This is a genomic window from Kineococcus sp. G2 (assembly GCF_037154035.1).
GTDB lineage: Bacteria > Actinomycetota > Actinomycetes > Actinomycetales > Kineococcaceae > Kineococcus.
The window spans coordinates 25,756-49,974 of the sequence record NZ_JBBBEM010000027.1 but is presented as its reverse complement, the minus strand read 5'-3'; the positions used below and the strand labels follow the sequence as shown (position 1 = coordinate 49,974).

Annotated in this window: 22 protein-coding genes; 13 read left to right on the top strand and 9 right to left on the bottom strand. The window is 76.2% G+C overall.

Going from position 1 to position 24,219, the window contains the following annotated elements; translation table 11 throughout:
- Window positions 1-44 precede the first annotated feature (44 nt).
- A complete protein-coding gene (locus V9U69_RS05865; protein WP_337060403.1) occupies window positions 45-1,037 on the top strand; it encodes an LLM class flavin-dependent oxidoreductase in 993 nt (330 codons plus the stop codon).
- 25 nt (window positions 1,038-1,062) lie between these two features.
- Here the strand turns inward: V9U69_RS05865 and V9U69_RS05860 are convergent, their stop codons facing one another.
- Window positions 1,063-1,968: a GAF domain-containing protein gene (locus V9U69_RS05860; protein WP_337060401.1), complete on the bottom strand. Its 906-nt coding sequence runs from the start codon at window positions 1,966-1,968 to the stop codon at window positions 1,063-1,065.
- A 359-nt stretch (window positions 1,969-2,327) separates the two neighbouring features.
- On the opposite strand from V9U69_RS05860, the gene V9U69_RS05855 reads away from it, so the two are divergent.
- Complete coding sequence (locus V9U69_RS05855; protein ID WP_337060400.1) at window positions 2,328-4,262, top strand: phosphatase PAP2 family protein; 1,935 nt, start codon at window positions 2,328-2,330, stop codon at window positions 4,260-4,262.
- A 139-nt stretch (window positions 4,263-4,401) separates the two neighbouring features.
- Here V9U69_RS05855 and V9U69_RS05850 read toward each other — a convergent pair whose 3' ends face one another.
- On the bottom strand, window positions 4,402-5,445 hold the full coding sequence (locus tag V9U69_RS05850) for an NAD(P)-dependent alcohol dehydrogenase (protein WP_337060398.1): 1,044 nt from the start codon (window positions 5,443-5,445) through the stop codon (window positions 4,402-4,404).
- A gap of 193 nt (window positions 5,446-5,638) precedes the next feature.
- Here V9U69_RS05850 and V9U69_RS05845 point away from each other — a divergent pair, with 193 nt between their 5' ends.
- From V9U69_RS05845 to V9U69_RS05810, 8 genes are all read left to right on the top strand, one after another.
- Entirely contained in the window at window positions 5,639-7,015 is a 1,377-nt protein-coding gene (locus V9U69_RS05845) for a sensor domain-containing phosphodiesterase (protein ID WP_337060396.1), read from the top strand.
- Window positions 7,016-7,063: 48 nt separating this feature from the next.
- Entirely contained in the window at window positions 7,064-8,434 is a 1,371-nt protein-coding gene (gene hemL, locus V9U69_RS05840) for a glutamate-1-semialdehyde 2,1-aminomutase (protein WP_337060395.1), read from the top strand.
- Between the two features lie 107 nt (window positions 8,435-8,541).
- Window positions 8,542-9,168 (top strand): histidine phosphatase family protein, encoded by a 627-nt coding sequence (locus V9U69_RS05835; RefSeq protein ID WP_442907620.1) that lies wholly within the window; start codon window positions 8,542-8,544, stop codon window positions 9,166-9,168.
- Window positions 9,165-9,797 carry a TlpA family protein disulfide reductase gene (locus tag V9U69_RS05830; protein ID WP_337060391.1) on the top strand — a complete coding sequence of 211 codons (633 nt, stop codon included), beginning with the start codon at window positions 9,165-9,167 and terminating at the stop codon, window positions 9,795-9,797. The genes V9U69_RS05835 and V9U69_RS05830 overlap by 4 nt, the downstream gene beginning before the upstream one ends.
- Window positions 9,794-10,540 carry a cytochrome c biogenesis CcdA family protein gene (locus tag V9U69_RS05825; RefSeq protein WP_337060390.1) on the top strand — a complete coding sequence of 249 codons (747 nt, stop codon included), beginning with the start codon at window positions 9,794-9,796 and terminating at the stop codon, window positions 10,538-10,540. The genes V9U69_RS05830 and V9U69_RS05825 overlap by 4 nt, the downstream gene beginning before the upstream one ends.
- A 3-nt stretch (window positions 10,541-10,543) precedes the next feature.
- A complete protein-coding gene (gene resB / locus V9U69_RS05820; protein WP_337060389.1) occupies window positions 10,544-12,388 on the top strand; it encodes a cytochrome c biogenesis protein ResB in 1,845 nt (614 codons plus the stop codon).
- On the top strand, window positions 12,385-13,410 hold the full coding sequence (gene ccsB, locus V9U69_RS05815) for a c-type cytochrome biogenesis protein CcsB (RefSeq protein ID WP_337060387.1): 1,026 nt from the start codon (window positions 12,385-12,387) through the stop codon (window positions 13,408-13,410). The genes resB and ccsB overlap by 4 nt, the downstream gene beginning before the upstream one ends.
- A gap of 1 nt (window position 13,411) precedes the next feature.
- A complete protein-coding gene (locus V9U69_RS05810) occupies window positions 13,412-13,723 on the top strand; it encodes a DUF4229 domain-containing protein (protein ID WP_337060385.1) in 312 nt (103 codons plus the stop codon).
- Window positions 13,724-13,804: 81 nt separating this feature from the next.
- Here the strand turns inward: V9U69_RS05810 and V9U69_RS05805 are convergent, their stop codons facing one another.
- From V9U69_RS05805 to menE, 5 genes are all read right to left on the bottom strand, one after another.
- Complete coding sequence (locus V9U69_RS05805; protein ID WP_337060383.1) at window positions 13,805-14,098, bottom strand: hypothetical protein; 294 nt, start codon at window positions 14,096-14,098, stop codon at window positions 13,805-13,807.
- 25 nt (window positions 14,099-14,123) lie between these two features.
- Complete coding sequence (locus tag V9U69_RS05800) at window positions 14,124-15,041, bottom strand: 1,4-dihydroxy-2-naphthoate polyprenyltransferase (RefSeq protein ID WP_337060381.1); 918 nt, start codon at window positions 15,039-15,041, stop codon at window positions 14,124-14,126.
- Window positions 15,042-15,293: 252 nt separating this feature from the next.
- Window positions 15,294-15,815 (bottom strand): hypothetical protein, encoded by a 522-nt coding sequence (locus V9U69_RS05795; protein WP_337060380.1) that lies wholly within the window; start codon window positions 15,813-15,815, stop codon window positions 15,294-15,296.
- A 283-nt stretch (window positions 15,816-16,098) separates the two neighbouring features.
- Entirely contained in the window at window positions 16,099-16,362 is a 264-nt protein-coding gene (locus V9U69_RS05790; RefSeq protein ID WP_337060379.1) for a PLDc N-terminal domain-containing protein, read from the bottom strand.
- A gap of 93 nt (window positions 16,363-16,455) precedes the next feature.
- Entirely contained in the window at window positions 16,456-17,733 is a 1,278-nt protein-coding gene (menE, locus tag V9U69_RS05785; protein ID WP_337060377.1) for an o-succinylbenzoate--CoA ligase, read from the bottom strand.
- Between the two features lie 257 nt (window positions 17,734-17,990).
- Here menE and V9U69_RS05780 point away from each other — a divergent pair, with 257 nt between their 5' ends.
- Window positions 17,991-20,354: a putative bifunctional diguanylate cyclase/phosphodiesterase gene (locus tag V9U69_RS05780; protein ID WP_337060375.1), complete on the top strand. Its 2,364-nt coding sequence runs from the start codon at window positions 17,991-17,993 to the stop codon at window positions 20,352-20,354.
- 414 nt (window positions 20,355-20,768) lie between these two features.
- On the opposite strand, the gene V9U69_RS05775 is transcribed toward V9U69_RS05780, so the two are convergent.
- Window positions 20,769-21,710: a 1,4-dihydroxy-2-naphthoyl-CoA synthase gene (locus V9U69_RS05775; RefSeq protein ID WP_337060373.1), complete on the bottom strand. Its 942-nt coding sequence runs from the start codon at window positions 21,708-21,710 to the stop codon at window positions 20,769-20,771.
- Between the two features lie 149 nt (window positions 21,711-21,859).
- Between V9U69_RS05775 and V9U69_RS05770 the strand changes: the two genes are divergently transcribed.
- Window positions 21,860-22,720: a hypothetical protein gene (locus V9U69_RS05770; RefSeq protein ID WP_337060372.1), complete on the top strand. Its 861-nt coding sequence runs from the start codon at window positions 21,860-21,862 to the stop codon at window positions 22,718-22,720.
- A 62-nt stretch (window positions 22,721-22,782) separates the two neighbouring features.
- Window positions 22,783-23,814, top strand: a complete 1,032-nt coding sequence (locus V9U69_RS05765; RefSeq protein WP_337060371.1) for an o-succinylbenzoate synthase — start codon at window positions 22,783-22,785, stop codon at window positions 23,812-23,814.
- Here the strand turns inward: V9U69_RS05765 and V9U69_RS05760 are convergent.
- Window positions 23,783-24,211, bottom strand: coding sequence for a hotdog fold thioesterase (locus V9U69_RS05760; RefSeq protein ID WP_337060370.1), 429 nt, complete (start codon window positions 24,209-24,211; stop codon window positions 23,783-23,785). The genes V9U69_RS05765 and V9U69_RS05760 overlap by 32 nt on opposite strands.
- Window positions 24,212-24,219: the final 8 nt, after the last annotated feature.

Here is a 24,219-nt window from a genome sequence, read left to right as displayed (position 1 = left end):
CGCCGGGGGAGGGCCGTCGTGTCGCCGTGCGAGAGGTCGTCCCCGTGTCCGTTCCGCTGTCCGTCCTCGACCTCGCCCACATCGCTCCCGGGCAGACGGCCGGCGAGAGCATCGCGGGCAGCGTCGCGCTGGCGCAGCAGGCCGAGCGGTACGGGTACCGCCGCGTCTGGTACGCCGAGCACCACAGCATGCCCACCATCGCCTCGTCCGCCCCGGCGGTGCTCGTCGCGCACGTCGCCGCGCACACCAGCACCATCCGCCTGGGCGCCGGCGGGGTCATGCTGCCCAACCACTCCCCGCTGACGATCGCCGAGCAGTTCGGCACGCTCGACGCGATCCACCCCGGCCGCATCGACCTCGGCCTGGGCCGCGCCCCCGGTTCCGACGAGCGCACCACCTACGCCCTGCGCCGCGACCCCTCCTCCGCGGAGAGCTTCCCCCAGGACGTGCAGGAGCTGCGCGCCTACCTCGCGGGCGAGTCGCGCGTCCCGGGCGTGGACGCCGTGCCCGGCAAGGGTTCCCGGGTCCCGCTCTTCATCCTGGGTTCCTCCCTGTTCGGTGCCAGGCTCGCCGCCGCGCTGGGCCTGCCCTACGCGTTCGCCTCCCACTTCGCGCCGCAGGCGCTGGAGGCCGCGGTCGCCACGTACCGGCGCGAGTTCCGGCCCTCGGAGGACCTCGAGGCTCCCCACGTCATCGCGGGCGTGAACGTCGTCGCCGCCGACACCACCGAGGCCGCGCAGCAGGCGTTCGAGCACGTGCGCCGCGCGTTCGCGCAGTCCCTGTTCGGGCGCGGCCGCACCTTCAGCGAGGCCGAGGTGGACGTGCTGATGTCCTCCGCCGCGGGCCAGCACGTGAACTCCATGCTGTCGTGCGCCGCGGTGGGAACCCCCGCCGAGGTGCGCGAGCAGATCCAGGAGTTCCGGCGCCGCGCCGACGCCGACGAGCTCATCGTCGCGCACCAGGCGCGGGACACCGAGGAGCGGCTGCGTTCGGCCGCGCTGCTCGCCGAGGCGGTCCAGTCGGTTCCCGCGTCCTGAGCACCACCCCGCCTCACGCCCCGCCTCACGCCGCGGCGTGCTGCACCCGCGCGGCGTGCGCCGCCGCCTCGGCGCGGGCCCACGCCGCGGCGAACCCGTCGGCGATCGAGTAGACCGACGAGCCGACGCCGACGGGCAGACCGGCGTCGGTGAGGGCCCGGTGCAGCCGGCCGACGCACAGCTCGCCGGCCACCGGGGGGATGCGGGTCAGCACGACGCCGACCTCGCCGGCGCCCAGGTCGGCGACGACGTCGTGGTCCCGCAGGTTCTGCCGCAGCACCTGCGCGGCTCGTGCCGCCGCGGCCTCGTCCGCGGCCCGGAACACCGCGACGCGCGCGGGGTCGCCGTGGGCGCGGTGCTGCTCGTCCGCCGCGGTGAGGAACTCGTACCAGGCTCCGCGGTTGAGCACGCCCTTCAGCGGGCTGCCCGCCGCGCCCGCCAGCGTCCACCGGGTGAGCTGGCGGGTCCGGTCGCGGGAGCGCTCGGACCGCAGGACCGCCGTGAGGAGGGAGCCCAGCAGGTCCAGCAGGGGAGCGTGCTGCCCCAGGCGACGGTCCTGGGGCAGCGGGTCCAAGCCGCAGAGGGTTCCGAACAGGCCCCCGTCGGCGTCGTGCAGGGGAACCCCGACGTAGGCGCCGATCGGGGCCTGCTGCCGGACCGGCGCGTTCGCGTACTGCGGCACGGCCGCGACGTCGGGGGCGATCCCCGGGGCCCCGGCGACCATCCGGGCGCACAGGGAGGCGTCCCAGGCGCGGTGGTCACCGGCGCGCACGCCGTAGGTGTCGTCGCGCACCTGGAGGTGGACCTGGCGCTCGCCGTCGTAGCGGTTGATCGACCAGTGACCCAGGGGGATCTCCCGCCGCAGGAAGTCCAGGACCTGCGCGCAGGCGTCCTCGAACGGCGGCTGGGCGGTGGTGCGGGGCAGGGGCACGGCGGGCTCCGGGGAACGTCGGGACGGGGGTGCGGGGGCTCCCGGGGTGGACCGCGGGCGGGTGCCGCCCCTCCACCATCGGTGCCGCACCCCGTGAAGTTTCGCTCTCAAGCGCATTCGGCCGGGTGAACCACCTCCCCGGTGCAGCGGGCCCTCCGTGCGCGTCACCGTGCGCCACCGCGGTGGGCCCGGCCCGCCCCGCGCGGTCGCGGCGGCACCACCCGCGCGGCGCAACCGTCACGGCTGGCGACTGTTCGCCCGGTGGACACCCGAGGTTCGCCGTCCGGTGGCCGGTGCTCAGCAGGCTGCCGGATCGCCGGCGGACGACCGCCGGAGCCCCCTGAGCCCCGGAGACGCCCGTGCCCGCACGCACCGCAGCACCCCGCACCACCGGCCGTCGCGACGTCAGGCGCCGCGACGTCCTGACCCTGGCGCTGGCCGGTTCCACCGCGCTGCTCGCACCGGCCGTCCGCCCGCAGCCGGCCGCCGCGAGCACCACCCCCACCGGTGCGCTGCTGCCGTTCGTCGAGCACTACACGACGAACGTCGCGGAGAACACCACGCAGTGGACGAACGCCGCGGTGCGGATCCTGTCGGGTTTCGACGACCTGTGGGAGACCGGCCCCACCTGGGACACCGGCCGCGTCCTGGACCGCGCGGTGCTGCGCGCCAACGTGCAGCACGTCGTCGACGTGACCCGCGCGCGAACCGACGAGGAGGCGAAGGTCGCCTTCGTCCGCGACCGCCAGCACCAGAGCTACGCCGTCACCGCCGGCCTCGGGCCGCTCGCGGAGCTCTACCGCGAGGGCGCGCAGGCCGTCACCGGCATCACCGAGGGTCCCGACGGCACCCCGCCGGAGAAGGTCAGCGACGAACTGCCGGCCGAAGCGCCCGCCGGTTCCGCGCTTGGTGCCGGTTCGGAGACCTCCGAGCTGGGGTTCGTCGCGCAGCTGGTGAACACCGTGCGCGGCCCGTACGCCTCCAGCAACCCCAGCAAGAACGCCTTCCAGTACCCGCGGCCGTGGCGCCTGAACGCCGACAGCGAGGTCGTGCCCACCGGGGCGACCGACGAGTTCGGTTTCCCCGTCTACGTCTCCGACGTCGTGGTCGCCCCGCAGCTGCTGCGCCAGCGCGGCGACGACCCCGCCGAGGACGGAGGGTTCCCCAGCGGCCACACCAACGCCTTCCACCTGGCCGCCCTCGCCCTGGCCCACGCGGTGCCCGAGCGCTTCCAGGAACTGCTCGCCTGCGCGTTCGAGCTGTCCGACAGCCGCATCGTCACCGGCATGCACTCCCCGCTGGACGTGATGGGCGGGCGGGTCATGGCCACCGCGCTGGCCGCGGCGGCGCTGCACGACCCGGCCAACGCCGTGCTGAAGCGGGCCGCGCGCGAGCAGGCGGCGGCCTGGTTCCAGGAGCGCACCGGCACCGACGCGGCCGGCCTCATCGCCCTGGCCCGCTCGGGCGGCGACGGCGAGGACCCGTGGGGCGACCGCGAGGCGAACCGCGACCTCGTGCAGCGCTTCCTCACCTACGGCTTCCAGCGCACCGGCCCGCGCACGCCGGTGGTGGTGCCGCAGGGCGCCGAGGTGCTGCTGGAGACCCGCCTGCCGTACCTGAGCGCCGCCCAGCGCCGCGAGGTCCTGCGCACCACCGCCCTGCCCGCCGGGTACCCGGTGCTCGACGGCCCGGAGCTGTGGGGGCGCCTCGACCTGTTCACCGCCGCCGACGGCTACGGCCGTTTCGACACCAGCGTGGTCGTCGACATGGACGCCGCCGCGGGCGGTTTCTCGGCGGCCGACGCGTGGCGCAACGACGTCACCGGCCGTGGCGACCTCGTCAAGCGCGGTTCCGGGGAGCTGACCCTGAGCGGGGACAACTCCTTCACCGGCGGCACCCGTGTGGCCGGCGGCACCCTCGTCGCGGCATCGCCGAGCGCGCTGGGCCGCGGGGACGTCAGCGTCGCTGCGGGTGCGCTGCGGGTCACCGCCGGCTGCACCGCGCAGGTGCGCGGCGACTTCACGCAGGCGGCCGGCGCCGCCCTGGAGGTGGCGCCCGCGGCGGGCGGCGGGGTGCCGCTGCAGGTGCGCGGCACCGCCGTCCTGGACGACGGCGCCGTGCTGCGGATCGACCCGGCGGCCGCCGGCGGCTGGGTGCCCGGTGAGGAGCGCCCGGTCCTGCGCGCCCGCCGAGTGCGGGGGAGCTCCCCGGCGGTCGAGGTCGCCGGCGGCGGCCGCGCCGAGCTGGTCCGCGCCCGCGACGGCGTCTCCGTGCGCCTGCTCGCCACCGCCTGACCCCGGGCCGCCGCCCCGAGGCCCCCGCCCCGCCCGCCCCGGCCAACCTCCTCCGACACCGCGGTGATCAAGGAAGTTGCCACTTCCTTGATCACCGCGGGAGGGGTGGGGTGGGTGGGTGGGGGGAACGGGGAGGGGGTCAGCCCAGGGACGGGACGACGACGGCGCGGCCGTCGAGGGTGCCGGCGTGCAGCGCCTCGTACGCCTTCGGCGCCTCGCTCAGCGAGAACTGCTGCGTGTGCACGTCCAGCACCCCGCGGTGCGCCAGCGCCACCAGCTCGTGCAGCTCCGGCAGCGTCCCCCAGTAGGGGGCGCTGACGGAGGTGCCGAACGGCGTGCGGAAGAACCCGACGCTCGCCGCGCCCCCGCCGATCCCGACGATCGTCACGTCCCCGTCCACGGCCGCCGCCGCGATCGCCGTGTCGATCGTGGGCTGGGCGCCGACGAAGTCCAGCACCACCTCCGCCCCGCGCCCGCCGGTCAGCTCCCGCAGCGCCTGCGCCGCGGAGGCGTCCGAGGTCAGCACGTCGTCGGCGCCGACGGAGCGGGCCAGCGCCAGCTTCTGCTCGCTGACGTCCAGCGCGACGACACGGGCGGGGGAGAGGTGCTTGAGCAGCTGGATGCCGATGTGCCCGAGACCGCCGGCACCGATGACGACGGCCGTCGAGCCCGGCACGAGCTTGCCCAGGGACCGCTTGACCGCGTGGTACGGGGTGAGCCCGGCGTCGGTCAGCGGCACGGTCTCCACCGGGTCCAGGTCCCCGATGGGCACCAGGTGGCGCGGGGAGTCCACCAGCAGGTGCTCGGCGATCGCGCCGGGAGCTCCCAGGCCCGGCGGGACGATGCCCAGCTCCGCCGCCCGCGGGCAGTAGTTCTCCTTCCCCTGCACGCACGTGCGGCAGGTCCCGCACCCCCACGGCCCGTACACGATCACGTTCGTGCCGATCTCCAGCCCCTCCACGCCGGCGCCGACGGCCGCGACCTTCCCGGCGCCCTCGTGGCCCAGGGTCAGCGGCAGGCCGTAGGTGTACTGCTCGGCGGGCAGCCCCATGACGAAGGCGTCCGAGTGGCACACCCCCGCGGCCGTCACCTCCAGCAGGACCTGCCCCGGCCCCGGTTCGGGGGTGGGCACCTCCACGACCTCCGGTGCCCGGCCGATCTCCCGGTACTGCAGCGCTCGCACGTCGTACCTCCCCGGTGAGGCCCGGGACCCTCCCGGCCCTCACCCGCAGGAGTACCCCGTGCGCGACGCGCCGACCCGGGCCGGAGGTCCCGGACCGCGAGCCGCTCACGCTGCGCGCCCGGCGGTGGGCCCGGCCGGGTGAACGGCACCGCGAGCGCTGGAGCCCGGCGCCGCGCGACCCGATCCTCCCTCCGTGCCCATCGCGCCGCCCCACCGCCACGAGAGCGACCGCCTCGCCTCCGTGGCGAGCTACCGCTCGGCCTCGGCCGCGGGCGACCCGGGCCTGCAGGCGCTCGTGGACGTGGCCGCCCGCACCCTGCAGGTGCCCTTCGCGGCCCTGGCGCTGCTCGGCGCCGACGAGCAGAGCCACCTGGCGCGGGTGGGCGTGCCCGTGGCCGTGATCCCGCGGCACCTGTCGCTGTGCACGCACACCGTCTCCACCGCCGTGCCCGTCGTGGTCGGCGACGCGCCCGCCGACCCCCGCTTCGCCGACCACCCCCTCGTCACCGGCGAGCACCGCGTGCGCGCCTACGCCGGGGTGCCGGTGTTCGGCCGCGACGGGCTGCCGCTGGGCACGCTGTGCGTGGTGGACGTGCGCCCCCGGGACTTCACCGCCGGCGACGTGGCGCTGCTGGAGCGCCTGGCCCGCGCCGCGGCGGGCCTGCTGGAGCTGCACCGCCGCGACGCCGGTGCGGGCCTGGCGGGCCGCGACGTCCTCACCGAGAGCCTGCGGCTGCGCCGCGCCGTCGACGACGGGGAGCTGCGGGTGCACTACCAGCCGGTGGTGGACCTGCGCACCGGGCGGGTCGCGGCCGTGGAGGCGCTGGTGCGCTGGCAGCACCCCGAGCTGGGCCTGCTGCCGCCGGGGCGCTTCGTGCCGGTGGCGGAGGCCAGCGGGCTCGTCGTCGCCCTGGGGCGGTACGTGCTCGGCGAGGCGTGCCGGCAGGTCGCGGCCTGGCGCGCGCAGGACCCGGCCGCCGCCGCGCTGCGCCTGGCGGTGAACGTCTCCGGCCGCCAGCTCGCCGACCCCGGCGTCGTGGGCACCGTCCTGGACGCCCTCGACGACGCCGGGCTGCCCGCCCACGCCCTCACCCTGGAGCTGACCGAGACGGCCCTCGTGCACGGCACCGACGTGCAGCCGGCGCTGCGGCGGCTGCGGGACGAGGGGGTGCGCATGGCGCTGGACGACTTCGGCACCGGGTACTCGTCCCTGGCCTACCTGCGCGACTTCCCCGTCGACGAGCTGAAGGTGGACCGCTGCTTCACCGCCTCCCTGGGCGACTCGGTGCGCAGCGGCACCATCACGGCCGCGTCCGTCGCCCTGGCCCACGACCTCGGCTGCGAGGTCGTGGTGGAGGGCGTGGAGCACGCCGGGCAGCTCGCGCACGTCGCGGGCCTGGGCGCCCGCTACGCGCAGGGCTACCTGCTGGCCCCGCCCCGGGAGGCGGCCGCGTGCGACCTGGGCGCCACCTGGCCGGTGCCCGTGGGGGCGCTGCGCCGCCCCGCGGCGGTGGCCCTGCGCCCGGTGCCGTCCGCCCTCCGTGAACTTCCTCACGACGCGGCGTCGTAGACACCCCTGCGGCGCCCGCACCCCCGCGAGCTTGCGACACTGGAGCCCGTGACCTCGTCGACGCACCCCCCGGCGACCCCCGACCGGGACACGGCCGGCGCCGCTGCCGCCCCGGCCTCCGCCGCCCTGTTCCGGCGGGCGAGCGCCGTGATCCCCGGCGGCGTGAACTCGCCCGTGCGCGCCTTCCGCGCCGTCGGCGGCACCCCCCGCTTCACCGCCTCCGCGCGCGGGCCGTACCTGCGCGACGCCGACGGCACCGAGCTCGTGGACCTGATCTGCTCCTGGGGCCCGATGATCCTCGGGCACGCCCACCCAGACGTGCTGGCCGCCGTGCGCGCCGCCGCCGAGCAGGGCTTCAGCTTCGGCACCCCCACCGAGCGGGAGGTGGAGCTCGCCGAGGAGATCGTCGCCCGCGTCGAGCCCGTCGAGCAGGTCCGCCTGGTCAGCTCCGGCACCGAGGCCACCATGAGCGCCGTCCGCCTGGCGCGCGGCTTCACCGGCCGCCCCGTCGTGGTGAAGTTCGCCGGCCACTACCACGGCCACGTCGACTCCCTGCTGGCCTCCGCCGGCTCCGGCCTGGCGACGTTCGCGCTGCCCGACACCCCCGGCGTGACCGGCGCCGCCGCCGCCGACACCCTCGTGCTGCCCTACAACGACCCCGCCGCGCTCGCGGAGGTCTTCGCGCAGCACGGCGAGCGCATCGCCTGCGTGATCACCGAGGCGGCGGCCGGGAACATGGGCGTCGTCCCGCCCGCTGCGGGCTTCACCGCCGAGCTGCGCCGCCTGACCCGCGAGCACGGCGCCCTGCTGGTCTCCGACGAGGTCATGACCGGCTTCCGCGTCAGCCGCGCCGGCTGGTACGGCTTCGAGGGCCTCGGCCCCGAGCACGCCCCCGACCTGCTGACCTTCGGCAAGGTCATGGGCGGCGGCTTCCCGGCCGCCGCGTTCGGCGGGCGCGCCGACGTCATGGCGCACCTGGCCCCCGCGGGCCCCGTCTACCAGGCGGGCACCCTGTCCGGGAACCCCGTCGCCACCGCCGCCGGCCTGGCGACGCTGCGCGGCTGCACCGACGAGGTGTACGCCGCCGTCGAGCGCAGCGCCCGCACCGTGCGCGAGGCCGCGAGCGAGGCCCTGAGCGCCGCGGGCGTGCCGCACCTGGTGAACACCGCCGGCAGCATGTTCAGCGTCTTCTTCACCGACCGCGACGAGGTGCGCGACTACGACGGCGCCCGCCAGCAGGACCTCGGCGCGTTCCGGGCGTTCTTCCACGCGATGCTCTCGCGCGGCGTGCACCTGCCGCCCAGCGCGTTCGAGGCGTGGTTCCTGTCCGCCGCCCACGACGAGGAGGCGATCGGCCGGGTGCTGGACGCCCTGCCGCACGCGGCCCGCGCCGCCGCCGAGGGGGCGGGGTCGCTGTGAGCGTGCCCGCCACCGTCACCGGCTCCGGCGTCGAGCCCGGCCCCCGCACCGAGCCCGGCGACGAGCCCCGCGCCGAGGGCCACGACCCCGCCGGCGCCCCGCGCACCGTGGTGCACCTCGTGCGCCACGGCGAGGTCCACAACCCCGAGCGCGTCCTGTACGGGCGCCTGCCCGGGTACCGGCTCTCCGAGCGGGGGCGGGAGATGGCCGTGCGCCTGGGCCTGCACTTCTCCACCCGCGACGTCGCCTCCGTGACGGCCTCGCCGCTGCAGCGCGCCCAGGAGACCGCCACCCCGATCGCCGAGGCCCTCGGCCTGCCGCTGGGCACCGAGGAGCGCATCATCGAGGCCGGCAACAGCTTCGAGGGCTTCCACGTCACCACCGGCGCCGGCTCGATCCGCGACCCGCGCGTGTGGCCGCGGCTGTGGAACCCGCTGCGCCCCAGCTGGGGCGAGCCGTACGCCCAGCAGGCCGAGCGCATGGTGGCGACCGTCCGCGACGCGCGCGACGCCTTCCCCGGCCGCGAGTCCGTCCTCGTCAGCCACCAGCTGCCGGTGTGGGTGACGCGGCTGCGCGCCGAGCAGCGGCCCCTGTGGCACGACCCCCGCAAGCGGCAGTGCGCGCTGGCGTCGATCACGTCGCTGGAGTTCGCCGGCCGGCGCCTGGTGTCCGTCACCTACAGCGAGCCGTGCGCCGACCTGCTCGTGGGCGCCGACCCGGTGCCGGGCGCGTGAGCACCCCCACCCGCCCCCGGCGCCGCGCGCTGGCCGGTGCGCTGGTGGCCGCCGCGCTCCTCGCCGGCTGCGGCGGCGGCGACGGCCTGCCCGAGGCGCAGGGGCAGAACTGGATCTCCGGCGACGGCACCGTCGCGACCACCCCACCGGCCGAGCGCGGCGAGCCGGTCACCTTCACCGGCGAGACGATCGACGGGGAGACGATCGACCTGGCCGACCTGCGCGGGCAGGTCGTCCTGCTGAACACCTGGTTCGCCGCCTGCGGCCCCTGCCGCGAGGAGGCCGACGACCTGCAGCAGGTGTGGGAGGAGTACTCCGACCGGAACGTGCAGTTCGTCGGCATCAACACCTACGACACCGCCGCGATCGCCGAGTCCTTCCACCGCAGGTTCGGCATCACCTACCCCAGCGTGCTCGACGCGCAGTCCGGTGAGGCGATGCTCGCGCTGCGCGGCGTCGCCCCCCAGGCCACGCCCACCACGATCGTGCTCGACACCGAGGGGCGCGTGGCGGCCCGCGTGTCCGGGCCCGCGGACGCCTCCACCTTCGCCGGTCTGCTCGACGACGCCGGCGCCGCCCCCGCCGAGCCGCCGGCACCCACCGCGACCGGCACGGCGGCGCCCGCGTGATCGGCGAGCTGCAGCGGGCCGTCGCCGCCGGGCCCCTGCTGCTGGCGGTGCCGCTGGCGGCGCTCGCCGGGCTGGTCTCGTTCCTGTCGCCGTGCGTGCTGCCCCTCGTGCCGGGGTTCCTCGGCTACGTCACCGGCCTGACCGGCGAGGACCCCGCGCAGCAGCGGCGCGGGCGGATGCTGGCCGGTGCGGTGCTGTTCGTGCTGGGGTTCTCGGTGGTGTTCGTCCTGGTGAACTTCACCGTGGGTGCCCTCGGCGACGCCCTGGTGCGGTACCGGGTCGAGCTGCAGCGCGCCCTCGGCGTCCTCGTCGTCGCGATGGGCGTGCTCGTGGTCGCAGCCCCCCTGTGGGCGCAGCGGGAGCTGAAGGTGCGCTGGCGCCCGCGCGCCGGGCTGCTGGGCGCGCCCCTGCTGGGCGTCGTGTTCAGCCTCGGCTGGACCCCCTGCATCGGCCCGATCTTCGCGGCGATCTCCGCCCTCGGGTTCCAGAGCGGAACCGCCGGGCGCGCCACCGGCCTGGCCGTCGCCTACTGCCTGGGCCTGGGGCTGCCGTTCGTCCTCGTCGCCGCCGGCTACGAGCGGGGCGTGCGCGCCCTCGGCGTGCTGCGCCGGCACACCCGCGCCGTCAACGTCTTCGGCGGGGTGCTGCTCGTCGCGGTCGGCCTGCTCCTCGTCACCGACGGCTTCAACGCGATCCTGGGCTGGCTGCGCGGCCCCATCGGGAACTTCGAGACGGTGATCTGACCCATGGCCCGTACCGACGAGACGCACCTGGACGACCTGCGCGACGAGTACCGCGACGCGCAGCGGGCCGCCGGGGATCCGGCCGCGGGGGAGGGGACCGCGCACGCGCCGGTCGCCGAGCCCTCCGCACCGCGCGGCGCGCGCCGGGCCCGCACCCCCGCCCCGCAGGCCGCGCCGCTGGCGCCGCTGGAGCTCGCCCGCTACTGCTGGCGGCAGCTGACGAGCATGCGCACCGCGCTGTTCCTGCTCATGCTGCTCGCCGTCGCCGCCGTGCCCGGCTCCACCTTCCCGCAGCAGGACAGCGACCCGGCGGGCGTGGCGCAGTGGATGGCCGACCACCCCACCGCGGGGCCGTGGGTGGAGCGGCTGCAGGGCTTCCACGTGTACTCGTCGGTCTGGTTCTCGGCGATCTACCTGCTGCTGTTCATCTCCCTCATCGGCTGCGTCGTGCCCCGCGCCGGCGTGCACCTGCGCTCGCTGCGGGCGAAGCCGCCGCGCACGCCCGCACGGCTGCAGAAGCTGCCCGAGCACCGCACCGCCGAGCTGGCCGCCCCGCCCGCCGAGGTGCTGGCGGCCGCCCGCACCGTCCTGCGCGGGCGCCGCTTCCGCACCGAGGTGCGCGAGGAGGCCACCGGCGGGTCCGTGGCCGCCGAGCGCGGCCACCACCGCGAGACCGGCAACCTGCTGTTCCACCTGTCCCTGGTGGGACTGCTCGTCTCCATCGCCTCCAGCTCGCTGTTCTCCTACTCCGGCCAGCGCCTGGTCGTCGAGGGCGGCACGATGGTCGGCACCACCTTCGACAGCTTCACCGGCGGCGTCGGCGCCGACGTGGGCGACGTGCCGCCCTTCACGCTGGAGCTGGAGGACATGGACGTCGCCTTCGAGGCGCAGCAGAGCTCCCAGATCGGCCAGCCGCGCCGCTTCGCCGCCGACGTCACCCTCACCGACGCCCCCGGCGAGCAGCCGCGCTCGGAGACCATCCGCGTCAACCACCCCGCCCAGGTCGGCAGCACCCAGATCTCCCTGTCCGGCAACGGCTACGCCCCCGTCATCGTCGTGCGCGACGGGCAGGGGAACGTCGTGCAGGACGGCGCCACGCCGTTCCTGCCGCAGACCGGCAACTACGACTCCACCGGTGTCGTGAAGGTCCCCGACGCCGTCGACGCCGACGGGGACCCGGTGCAGATCGGCCTGTCCGGGGTGTTCCTGCCCTCGGCGACGACGGACGCCACCGGCGCGCCGGTCTCCGGCTTCCCCGACCTGGCCAACCCCTTCCTCGTCATGCAGGCCTACACCGGCGACCTCGGCCTCGACGACGGGGTGCCGCAGAACGTCTACGAGCTCGAGGGCGACGGCCTCACCCAGGTCCTCGACGACCAGGGGCGCCCGTTCCTCATCCGGCTCGCCCCCGGGGACAGCGTGGAGCTGCCCGACGGGCTGGGCACGGTGAGCTTCGAGGGCGTGCAGCGCTACGCCTCCTTCGACGTGCGCTCCACGCCCGGGCAGACCGCGGCGCTGGTGTCCTCCCTGCTGGCCACCACCGGTCTGGTGCTCTCGCTGTTCCTGCCGCGCCGTCGCGTCTGGGTGCGGGTGCGTCCCGGCGGCGCGGGCAGCGCCGTGGAGGTCGCCGGGCTGGCGCGCGGCGACGACGCCGGCCTCGCCCTCGAGGTCGACGGCGTGCTGCGGCGGTTGCGCGAGGCGACGGGGGGACCCCCCGTGCCCGGTGCGCCGGCTGCGCCGTCGTCGCCACCCGGCGCGGTGGGCGACGATGAGCACGAGCACCAGCGCGACGAGGGTCGCGACGAGCGCGAGGCGCGGGCGGGGTCCCGCGCGGAGGAGGCACGATGACCGTCGACGAGAACGTCGCGCAGGTCTCCAACCTGCTGCTGTACTCGGCGATGACGGCCTACCTGGGGTCCTTCATCGCCTACGCGGCCGACCTGGCCGAGGGCGGCAAGGAGATCAAGGCCCGCGACGCCCGCCGCCGCGGGAACGCCGGGGCCGCTGCCGCGGGCACGGCCGGGAGCACGGCCGGGAGCACGGCCGGGACGGTGCTGACCGAGGCGCCGGCACCCCCGCCGCGCCGCCGCCGCGCCGCCGCCGTGGGCACCTCCCTGTTCGCGGCGTCCACGCTGCTGCTGGCCGGCTCCGTGATCGCCCGCGCCCTCTCGGTGCACCGGGTGCCGTGGGGCAACATGTTCGAGTTCGCCCTCACCGGCTGCCTCGTGGTGTCGATCGGCTACCTCGTGGCCGTCGTGCGCGCCTCCCGCGCCGGGCTGGGCGGCGGGCGCGACGCCCGCTACCTCGGCACCTTCGTCGCCGGGCCGGTCCTGGCGACCCTCGGCATCGCGCTGCGCAGCTTCTACGTGGAGGCCGCCCAGCTCGTGCCGGCCCTGGACAGCTACTGGCTGGTCATCCACGTGCTCGTCGCGATCCTCGCCACGGCGCTGTCCACCCTGGGCTTCTCCGCGACGGTCCTGCAGCTCGTGCAGGAGAAGCGCGAACGCGTGCGGGCCGGCGGCAAGCACCCCGGCGGGGCGTTCATGGACGCCCTGCCCGGCTCGGCGGAGCTGGAGCGCACCGCCTTCCGGCTCAACGCGGTGGCGTTCGTGATGTGGACGTTCACCCTCATCGCCGGCGCCGTCTGGGCGCAGGTGGCCTGGAACCGCTACTGGAACTGGGACTCCAAGGAGGTGTGGACGTTCATCATCTGGGTCGTCTACGCCGCCTACCTGCACGCGCGCGCCACCCGCGGCTGGGACGGCCGCCGCGCCGCCTGGCTGTCCGTGCTCGCCTTCGGGTGCGTGCTGTTCAACTACCTCGTGGTGAACATCTTCTTCCCCGGTCTGCACTCGTACGCGGGGGTGTGACGTGGGCGCCACGCTGAAGTACACGGTCCTGCGGCTCGGCCTCTTCGTGCTGTGCCTGCTCGCGCTCAGCGCACTGGGCGCCCGCGGCTGGCTGGCCCTCGCCGTCGCCGCCGTCCTGTCGGTGCTGCTGTCGCTGCTGCTGCTGCGCCGCCAGCGCGAGGAGATGGCCGCGCGCCTGCAGCAGCGCGTCGAGGGACGGCTGCAGGGCGGCCAGGGCGGGGCGACGTCCGCGCGCGCGAAGTCCCGCTTCGAGCGGTCCCGCTTCGCGAAGGGCGTGCAGGACGACAACGCCGCGGAGGACGACGTCCGCTGACGCGCCTGCGGGCTCCCGCGCACCCCCCGCGGTGATCGGGGAAGTGGTGACTTCCTCGATCACCGCAGGAGCAGCGGGGTGTCAGCGCAGGGGCAGGTTCGGCAGCAGGTCGGGGACCTGGCGGTCCAGCTCGCGCAGGTCCACCACCTCCGGCACCGCCGGGGTGCGCCCGGCCGCCTCCGCCTCGTCGGCCGAGCGCACCAGCACCTCCAGGACCCGGCGCACCAGCACCGGCTCGTCGGCGGTCGTCGCCCCCAGCCCCTCCAGCACCCCCTCGTCGCACGTCACCACGTGCGACGAGGTGGTGCCGCCCGCCGTCGTGAGCGTCGCCGCGTAGCGGTGCTCCCCGTCTGCCTGCACGTCCACAGCGCCCATGCGGCGCACCCTGGCAGAGGTCCGCTCAGAGCGCGAGACCGACCGCCAGCAGCGCCCCGACGGCCAGCTCCAGCACACCGGTGTCCTTCAGCACGGGGATCAGGTCCCGGCCCGCCGCGCCGCCCAGCACCGTGCGCAGCGGCCGCACCGCCAGCGGCACCGCCAGCAGCACCAGCAGCGCCCACGGGTGCCACGGGGCGCACAGCAGGGCGGCCGCGAAGCCGCCCGCGACGAGCCCGGCGAACAGCGACCGGCTGCGGTGCTCACCGAGGCGCACCGCCAGGGTGCGCTTGCCCGCCACGGCGTCGGTGGGCACGTCCCGCAGGTTGTTCGCCACGAGGATCGCGCACGCCAGGAACCCCACGCAGAACGCCCCGGCCAGCGCCACGCCCCCCACCCGGTCCACCTGCACGTACGTGGTGCCCAGCACGGCCACCAGCCCGAAGAAGACGAAGACGAACACCTCGCCCAGTCCCGCGTAGCCGTAGGGGCGCTTCCCGCCCGTGTAGAACCAGGCCGCCGCGACGGAGGCCGCCCCCACCAGCAGCAGCCACCAGTGCTCCGACAGCGCCACCACCGCCAGCCCGGCCAGCCCGGCGACGGCGAAGCAGGCGAACGCCGCGTCGCGCACCGTGCGCGGCTCCGCGGCGCCGGAACCCACCAGGCGGAACGGGCCCACCCGCTCGGCGTCGGTGCCCCGCACCCCGTCCGAGTAGTCGTTGGCGTAGTTGACGCCCACCTGCAGCGCCAGCGCCACCACCAGCGCCAGCACCGCCGGCACCCACGCCGCCCCGCCCAGGGCCGCCGCGGCACCCGTGCCCACCAGCACCGGGGTCAGCGCCGCCGGCAGCGTGCGGGGGCGCGCCGCGGAGACCCACTGCGCCGCGGTGGGGCGGCGGGCGGGCGGCGGGGTGGGGGAAGGCGTTTCAGCGGGATCCGGCACGGAGGTCCATCGTGCCAAGCGCGCGGACGTCCGTCGCCGAGGGGTCGCTCGTCCGGGCTCCGGTTCGTCGCCGTGGCCGGGTTCGTCGCCGGGGCCACGGGGCGGTCGGGTGCCGGGCTCTCCGCCCGCGCGCTCCCCCGGGCGGCACCGTGTCAGCGTGCGTTCAGCGCGGGCTCCGGACGCCCTGTACCCGGCCACCCCGCGCCCCCTCCAGCGGCACCCGGCCGTGCATTTGAGGCAGACGAGAGCGCACTACCTCCGAGTCAGCACCTTCTGCAGGGCGTTGTTCGTCCGATGATCACGTGCAGGCCATGTCGTGGTGCAGCGCCCGACGTCTGGAGCGATGAACGACACGGTGATCGTCGCTTCGCTTAGCCGGGACCAGTCCTCCTTGGCCACGGACAAGATGCGTTCGCGTGAAGGGTGAGAGCTGTGAGGGGGCACGACGGATGCGGTCAAGTAGAGCGTGGAAGTCGGGGGGTCGTACTCCCTGCCACGGCGTCGGCGCACCTCACACCCGTACTGGATCGTCACGTCGACGTCGCTGACTGGTAGACGGCCGGGGTTGTTGATCGTGTACCCGTACGTCCAGTCCGCGCGCCCCTCCCGGACCTCCGCATCCCGTGGCTTGAATATCACGGTGGTCGCCACGGAGACGCTCGCGATCTCAGCAGCGCGTGCTTCCAGCGCGTCCCGACGCAGTTGCCGCAACTGCCACGCCGCTGCTCCTGCCGCAAGGACCGCCGCACCGGCGGATACCGCTTCCCAGGCCATCCCGGGATCCCACCAGGCTCTGGGGTCAGAACGAGGAAGACTCGCCGTCTGCCAGATGTGCCCTACGAGGTGCACTCGTCCGCCTGACCCGTTCCGTGGTCGTGCCAGGCCAGCCGCGAACCGCAGGGGGGAGGGTGGCGAGGTGGTGGGGTGGCCGAGCGTCCGGAGCCCGCGCCTGATGCGGTGCGGTGACGTGGTAAGCGTGCGGGGGCGCGGGCGGAGAGCCCGGACGCGGCACCGCCTCGTCGCCCGGCCGAGAACGGGACCGGGGTGACGGACCCCGTCACAGACCGCGCAGGAAGTCCTCGTCGTCGTCGGGCCCCTTGGGGCCGGGCCGGTACCCCGGGCGCGAGCGGGGTGCGCTCGAGGCCGTGGGCCGGCCGGCCACCAGGTACCCCACGGCGCCGAACAGCGGCACGAGCACCACGAGCAGCAGCCAGCCCCAGCGGGGCAGGGTGCGCAGTTCACCGTCGCCGGCCTGCACGATGCTCACCAGGCAGTACACGGTCAGCCCCAGCACCAGGAGCACCGGAAGGACGCTGCGCACCGTCGCCCACCTCCTCGGTCCGGCCGGGTCCCGGACCGGTGCCGGCACCCGCGGGGACGACGAACGGGCCGCGGTCGCGGTTCCCGCGGGACGTCAGCCGTCCGTCACCGGCCGTTCGCCGCCCGGTCGGCTGCGCGTCGCCAGCGCGCGCAGCGCGGCCCGGTCGGGCTTGCCGGGGCCGCGCAGCGGCAGCGCGTCCAGGAGGAGGAGCTGGCGGGGGGCGGCGTGCGCGGCCACGCGCTCGCGCACCACCGCCCGCAGCTGCGCCAGCGCGGGGGCGGTGCCGGGCAGCGGCACGACGGCGGCGACGACGCGTTCGCCCCACTCCGGGTCCGGGGCACCCACCACGACGGCCTCCGCGACGCCGGGTGCGGCGGCCAGGGCCTCCTCGACGAGCGCGGGGGCGACCTTCAGCCCACCGGTGGTGATGAGGTCGTCCAGGCGGCCGGTGACGCGCACGAGCGTGCCGTCCCCGTCGGTGCGCACCTCGGCCGCGTCGTCGGTGCGGAAGGTGCGGGTGCCGTCGGGGGCGGTGCGGAACGCGGGGTGCGCGGGCAGGCCGCGGTAGCCGCGGGCGACGACGGGGCCGGTGAGCTCGAGGCGGCCGTCGTCGCGCACGTGCGCCGCCACGCCGTCCAGGGGGCGCCCGTCGTACACGCAGCCGCCGCACGTCTCGGACATCCCGTAGGTGGTGACGACGCGGACGCCGGCGGCGCGGGCGCGCGCCAGCAGCGGCGCCGGGGTGGCGGCGGCGCCCACGAGCACGGCGTCGTGGGCTGCCAGCGCCGCGGTGGCCTCGCCGCCGGCGTCGAGCAGCCGCAGCAGCTGGGTGGGCACGAGGGAGGTCAGCAGCCGGGGTGCGGTGCGGGCGGCGGTGGCGGCGGCGAACGCGGCGGGGTCGAAACCGCCGGTGGTGTCCACGACGACGGGTTCGGTGCCGGCGCGCACCGAGCGCAGCAGCACCTGCAGGCCGGCGACGTGGTGGGCGGGCAGCGCGAGCACCCACTGCTCCCGGCCGGTGCCCGCGGTGGTGCCCGCGGTGGGGGCGCTCAGGCGGGCGGCGGTGGCGTCGGCGGAGGCGCGCAGGGCGCCGGCGCTGAGGAGGGCGCCCTTGGGGGTGCCGGTGGAGCCGGAGGTGGCGACGGCGAAGGCGGTGGGGTCGTCCGGGTCGTCCTCACCCGGGGCGAGGGGTTCGCCGGTGCGCAGGGCGGGGTGGGGGGCGGCGCCGGCCGCGTGGGGGTGCCAGGCGGTGTCCGACCGGCCGGCGAGCGCGTCGGCGAGGACGGGCAGGAGGTCCAGGACGCCCGGGCCGGTGGGGACGGGCAGCGCCCGCAGGAGCCGGCCGGGTGCTCGCGGGGCGGTGGGGCTCACCGCCCGAGCCTAGGCGCGCCCCACCCCGCCCTCCGCGGTCGGGGAAGCCGCCACTTCCCCGACCGCGGAGGGTGGGGTGGGCGAGGGTGAGGTGTCGGAGCGTGGTGAGACACTCACTCGCAGCTTCGATCCGGGGCCCGGTGGTGTCCGGGACTGCTCCGATCACGCGAACCCGGCGAGGAATCACCTCATGGAGCGTGACCACTTGTGACCGGAGTGTCAGGATGAGCCCGCTCGGCCCGGGGGAGGGGATGACGGTGAGCACCACGGTTCCGGAGCGGCGCCCCGCGGCCAGCGTCGTCTACGACGGCCTCGTCACCCTCGCCGCCGCCTGCACCGTCGTGGTCGCGGCCGTCGCCTTCGCGCGCACCGCCGACGCCGCCGCGCTGCGCCAGCTCGGCTGGTGCCTGCTCGTCGGCTTCCCCCTCGTGCAGCTGATGACCCGCTTCCCCTTCCAGGTGAACACCCGGCACGCCGGCGTCGAGGTCCAGTTCGACGTGGGCGTCCTCGTCTTCCTGCTGTGCTTCGCCCCCGCGTGGACGGCGACGCTGGCCTGGGCGCTGTGCGTGGTCCCCACCAACCTCTCCCAGCGCAAGAGCTGGGTCAGCCGCGTCTTCAACGCCTCCATCGGCGTCCTCTTCGCACCCGTGGCGATCGGCGTCACCCACCTCCTCGGCGCCGCGGCCGGCGGCAAGGCGATCGCCGTGGCCGGCGGCCCCGCCGAGCTGCTCGCCGTGGGGGCCGCCGTCGCCGCCGTCTTCGTCGTCGACCTCCTCGTCTCCGCCGTGTCCGTCGCCGTGCAGCAGGGCACCCGGGTGCGCGCCGAGCTCGCCGACGGCGGCACCTGGCTGGCCGGTGCGGCCGCCCTCGCCGTCGGGGCCGTCGGCTACCTCGGCGGCCTCGTGGAGGAGAAGCTCACCCCGTGGGCCGCGGGCCTGCTCGCGGTCCCCATGGTCGTCACCCTCATCGCCACCCGCGCGATGCGCACCACCCGCGACGTCGCCCGCCGCACCGAGGCCCTCTTCGAGGCCGCCACCGCCCTGCACACCCAGGGCCGGCGCGCCGACCTCGCCCGGGCCCTCGCCAAGCACGCCCGCATGGTCGCCGGCACCCCCGCCGCCACCGTCCGCTCCGTCGGGCCCGGCGAGGGCGAGATCGGCGTCCCCGTCGTCGCCGGCGAGGGCCACGTCCTCTACGTCACCGCCCCCCAGCACCGCGACCCCGCCCAGCGCGCCGCCGACGAGAAGGCCCTCGAAGCCCTCGCCTCCGTCGGCGAGGCCGCCTTCTTCCGCGTCGGCGCCAACGAGGAGATGCACGGCCTGGCCCGCCGCGACGTCGTCACCGGCCTGCCCAACCGCCTGCAGTTCTCCGAGCGCCTCGCCCTCGAGCTCGAACGTGCCCGCGAGGGCGGCAGCCTCGACGAGCTCGTCGTGCTCTACCTCGACCTCGACGGCTTCAAGGGCGTCAACGACCGCTTCGGCCACGACGCCGGCGACGAGCTCCTGCGCCTGGTGGGCACCCGCCTGCGCGACACCCTGCGCGGCGGCAGCACCGTCGCCCGCCTCGGCGGCGACGAGTTCGCCGTCCTCGCCCCCCGCTGCCCCGACGTGGAGGGGCTGTGCCGGCGGGTGCTCGCCGCGCTGCGCGTCGAGGTGCGCATGCGCGGGCACGTCGTGCGCGCCCAGGGCAGCATCGGGTGCGCCCGCGCCCGCCCCGGCGACGACGTCGGCACCCTCCTGCGCAACGCCGACACCGCCATGTACCGGGCCAAGGCCACCGGCAAGAACCGCTGGGTGGAGTTCCGCCCCGAACTGCTGGAGGAGGAGATCGCGCGCCTGCAGGTCATCGAGGACCTCCAGCAGGCCCCCGCCGACGCCTTCGTCGTGCACTACCAGCCCATCGTGGACCTGGCCACGTCCGAGGTCGTCGCCATGGAGGCCCTCGTGCGCTGGCGTCGCGACCGCGGCGACGGCGTCGAGCCGCTCGTCGGTCCCGACGAGTTCATCGGCCTCGCCGAGCGCTCCGGCACCGTCGTCGGCATCGGCGACGCCGTCCTGCGCACCGTCGCCCGCGACGCCGCCGACATCCAGGTCCACGCCGGCCGCCGCCTGGACCTCATGGTCAACGTCTCACCCGTGCAGCTGCGCCACCCCGACTTCACCACCCGGGTCGCCGCCGCCGTGCGCCAGGCGGGCGCCTCCGGCAGCCGCCTGCACCTGGAGATGACCGAGAACGTCATGATCGACGACGACACCGTCGAGGTCCTGCGCGAGCTCGCCGACACCGGCGCGCTGCTGACCATCGACGACTTCGGCACCGGGTTCTCCTCCCTCGGCTACCTGCGCCACCGGCCGTTCTCCTCCTTCAAGATCGACCGCAGCTTCGTGCGGGACATCGGCACCGAACCCACCGCCCGCGCCCTCGTGGAGGGCATGGTCAAGATGGGGCAGGCCCTCGGGCTGTCCATCGTCGCCGAGGGCGTCGAGGAGCCGGAGCAGGCCGCGATCCTGCGCGAGATGGGCTGCCCGCTGGCGCAGGGGCACCTGTACCACCGGCCGATGCCGCTGGAGCAGCTGCACGAGGTCCTGAGCCGGCCCGCCGCCCGGCCCCTCATCGCGTAGCTCCCGTAGCCGTGGCCCGGGTCCGTCACCGTGGCCGGGTTCGCCGCCGGGACCGCGAGGTGGTCGGGTGCCGGGCTCTCCGCCCGCGCCGTCGCCCGGGCAGCACCGTGTCGCCGCTCGTTCAGCGCGGGCTCCGGACGCCCTGCACCCGGCCACCCCGCGTCCCCTCCAGGCGTACCTGGCCGCGTGGCCGTCGCACCGCTCCAGTGCGCGGGGTGTCCGGGGTGGTCGTGCCGGACCACGGGTGAACCGCGGGGGAGAGGGTGGCGAGCTGGTGGGGTGGCCGGGCGTCCGGAGCTCGCGCCGAACGCGCCCCGAACCGGTGCCGCCCGGGCGACGGCGCGGGCGGAGAGCCCGGACGCGGCACCAGCTCGTCACCCGGCCGCAGACCGGACCGGGGCGACGGAAGGGGGGTCAGAAGTACCAGGGGAACGGCGACCAGTCCGGTTCGCGCTTGCCGAGGAAGGCGTCGCGCCCCTCGACGGCCTCGTCGGTCATGTAGGCGAGGCGGGTGGCCTCGCCGGCGAACACCTGCTGGCCGACCATGCCGTCGTCGACGGCGTTGAACGCGAACTTCAGCATCCGCTGCGCGGTGGGGGACTTGCCGTTGATCTCGGCGGCCCACTGCAGGGCCGTCTCCTCCAGGTCGGCGTGCGGGACGACGGCGTTGACCATGCCCATGTCGTGGGCCTGCTGGGCGGTGTAGGGGCGGCCCAGGAAGAAGATCTCGCGGGCGAACTTCTGCCCGACCTGGCGGGCCAGGTACGCGGAGCCGTAACCGGCGTCGAAGGAGCCGACGTCGGCGTCGGTCTGCTTGAAGCGGGCGTGCTCGGCGCTGGCGAGGGTGAGGTCGGCGACGACGTGCAGGGAGTGCCCGCCGCCGGCGGCCCAGCCGGGCACGACGGCGACGACGACCTTGGGCATGAACCGGATGAGGCGCTGCACCTCCAGGACGTGCAGGCGCCCGCCCTCGGCCTTCGCGCGGGCGGCGTCGACGGTGTCGGCGGTCTCGCCCTCGGCGTACTGGTACCCGGAGCGGCCGCGGATGCGCTGGTCGCCGCCGGAGCAGAACGCCCACCCGCCGTCCTTGGGGCTGGGGCCGTTGCCGGTGAGCAGGACGCAGCCGACGTCGGGGGTGCGGCGGGCGTGGTCGAGGGCGCGGGCGAGCTCGTCGACGGTGCGGGGGCGGAACGCGTTGCGCACCTCGGGGCGGTCGAACGCGATGCGGACGGTGCCGCGCTCGCGGCCGGGGCGCACGCACCGGTGGTAGGTGACGTCGGTGAGGTCGTCGAAGCCGGGCACCTCCGCCCACGCGGCAGGGTCGAAGGTCTCGCTGACTCCGTCGAGGGCGCTCACGCCGCCCGAGGGTAGGGGCGGGCGGGGCGAGGGGTGCGGAGCGGCGTGTCGGTGACGCCCGGTAGGGGTTTCACGACGCAACGGGGTGGTGCTGGGCCCGATGCGGTGAAGCGGTGGGAACCAGGTGGATGTGGTGCCAGTCTGTGCCGGTGAACGGACGCGGAACCACCGGCGAACGGATCCCGACCGGCGGCGACGCCCCGCCGCGCACGTTCCGGGAGGCCGTCCGGTTGCCCGGTCGCTGGACCCCGGTGCTCCTGCTGGTCGTCGCCGCCCTGAGCGCGGTCAGCCTGCTCAGCCAGGTCCTCAAGCACGGCCTCGGCCTCGACGTGAACGGCCTGAACACCCTCGAGCGGTGGTTCTTCGTGGACCGCGAGATGGGGATCCCCGCGTGGTTCTCCACCCTGCTGCTGTTCCTGGCCGCCGAGCGGCTGTGGCGGACCGCCACCGAGGCGAAGGCGTCCGGCGACCGGTGGCACCGCCACTGGCGCCTGCTCTCGATCGCCTTCGCCTACCTGTCGCTGGACGAGCTGACCGAGATCCACGAGCAGACCATCCCGCCGCTGAAGGCCGCGTTCGGGTTCAGCGGCGTGCTGGCCTTCGCGTGGGTGGTGCTGGCCGTGCCGCTGCTGGTGGTGTTCGGCCTGGTGTTCCTGCGGTTCCTGCTGGCGCTGCCGCGGGCGACCCGCTGGGCGTTCCTCGCCTCGGCGGCCCTGTACTGCGGCGGCGCCGTCGGCGTGGAGATGCTCAGCGCGCCGTTCTTCGACAGCGCCGGCGTGGAGACGGTCACCACCACCGTGGTCGGCGGCGTGGAGACGGTCACGCGCGGAGTCGTGATCGAGAGCGTGCCGTACGCGGTGGTCGCCGGCGTGGAGGAGGCGCTGGAGATGGTGGGGTCGGTGCTGTTCCTGGGAGCCACCGCGGTGGCGCTGCGCCAGCGGACCCGGCGGACGGTGGAGCTGCCGCGCGCGAGCGCGGGGGCGCCGGACCCGGCCGTCCCGCTGGGCTGAGCCCCGCGGCACCCGCCCACCCCCTCGCACCCCGCCCGCCGCGCGGGGCGCAGGATGGGGCGGTGGACGGGACGGGGACCGGGCCGGTGCTGCCGGCGGTGCACGAGCTGCTCGACGCCGCGCGCGTCGTGCGGCTGCCGCTGCGCACCCGCTTCCGCGGCCTCACCGAGCGCGAGGCCCTCCTGCTGCGCGGACCCGCCGGGTGGGGGGAGTTCGCCCCCTTCACCGAGTACGGGGCCGCCGAGTCCGCGCGCTGGCTGGCCGCCGCGGTGGAGGCCGCCTGGACCGGCTTCCCCGCGCCGGTGCGCGAGCGCGTCGAGGTCAACGCCACCGTGCCCGCCGTGCCCGCCGCGGACGTGCCCGCGGTCCTGGCGCGCTACCCCGGCTGCCGCACCGCGAAGGTCAAGGTCGCCGAGCGCGGCCAGCACCTCGCCGACGACGTCGCCCGCGTGCGCGCCGTGCGCGAGGTCCTCGGCCCGGGCGGGCGGGTGCGGGTCGACGCCAACGCCGGCTGGGACGTGGACGCGGCCGAGCGCGCCCTCACGGCCCTCGGCGAGGCGGGGCTGGAGTACGCCGAGCAGCCCTGCGCGAGCCTGGAGGAGATGGCCGAGCTGCGCCGGCGGCTGGCCCGCGCCGGCACGCCCGTGCCGCTGGCCGCCGACGAGAGCGTGCGCAAGGCGGAGGACCCGCTGCGGGTGGCCGGGCTGGAGGCCGCCGACGTCGTCGTCGTCAAGGTGGCGCCGCTGTCGGGCGTGCGCTCCGCGCTGCGCGTCGCGCGGGCGTGCGGGCTGCCCGTGGTCGTCTCCAGCGCCCTGGACACCTCCGTGGGCCTGGCCGCCGGCGTCGCGCTGGCGGCCGCCCTGCCGGAGCTGCCGTTCGCGTGCGGGCTGGGCACCGGGGCGCTGCTCGCCGCGGACGTCACCGCCGACCCCCTGCTGCCGGTGGACGGGGCGCTGCCGGTGCGCCCGCCGCGCGCCGACGAGGACCTGCTGGAGCGGCACCGCGCACCGGCCGACCGCGAGGCGTGGTGGCGCGAGCGGCTGCGCGCCTGCCACGAGGTGCTCAGGGCGTCGCCGGGCGCACCAGGTTCGTGATCCGCGCCGTGCACACCCGCCGCCCCGCCTCGTCGGTGACGACGACCTCGTGGCTGCACAGGGTGCGCCCCAGGGCGATCGCCGTCGCCGTGCCCGTGACCCGCCCCGAGGACACCGCCCGGTGGTGGGTGGCGTTGATGTCCGTGCCCAGGGCCTGCCCGCCCGGCCACACGTGCAGGAACGCCCCGATCGAGCCCAGCGTCTCCGCCAGCACGCACGAGGCCCCGCCGTGCAGCAGCCCGGCCACCTGGGTGTTGCCCTCCACCGGCATCGTCGCCACCAGCCGCTCGGGGGCGGCCTCGACGAACTCGATGCCCATCCGCTCCACGAGGCCGCCGGCGGGGAACGCCGCCAGCAGCTCCGCCAGGGACGGCAGGGACCGGGTGCTCTCGCTCACACCCGGAG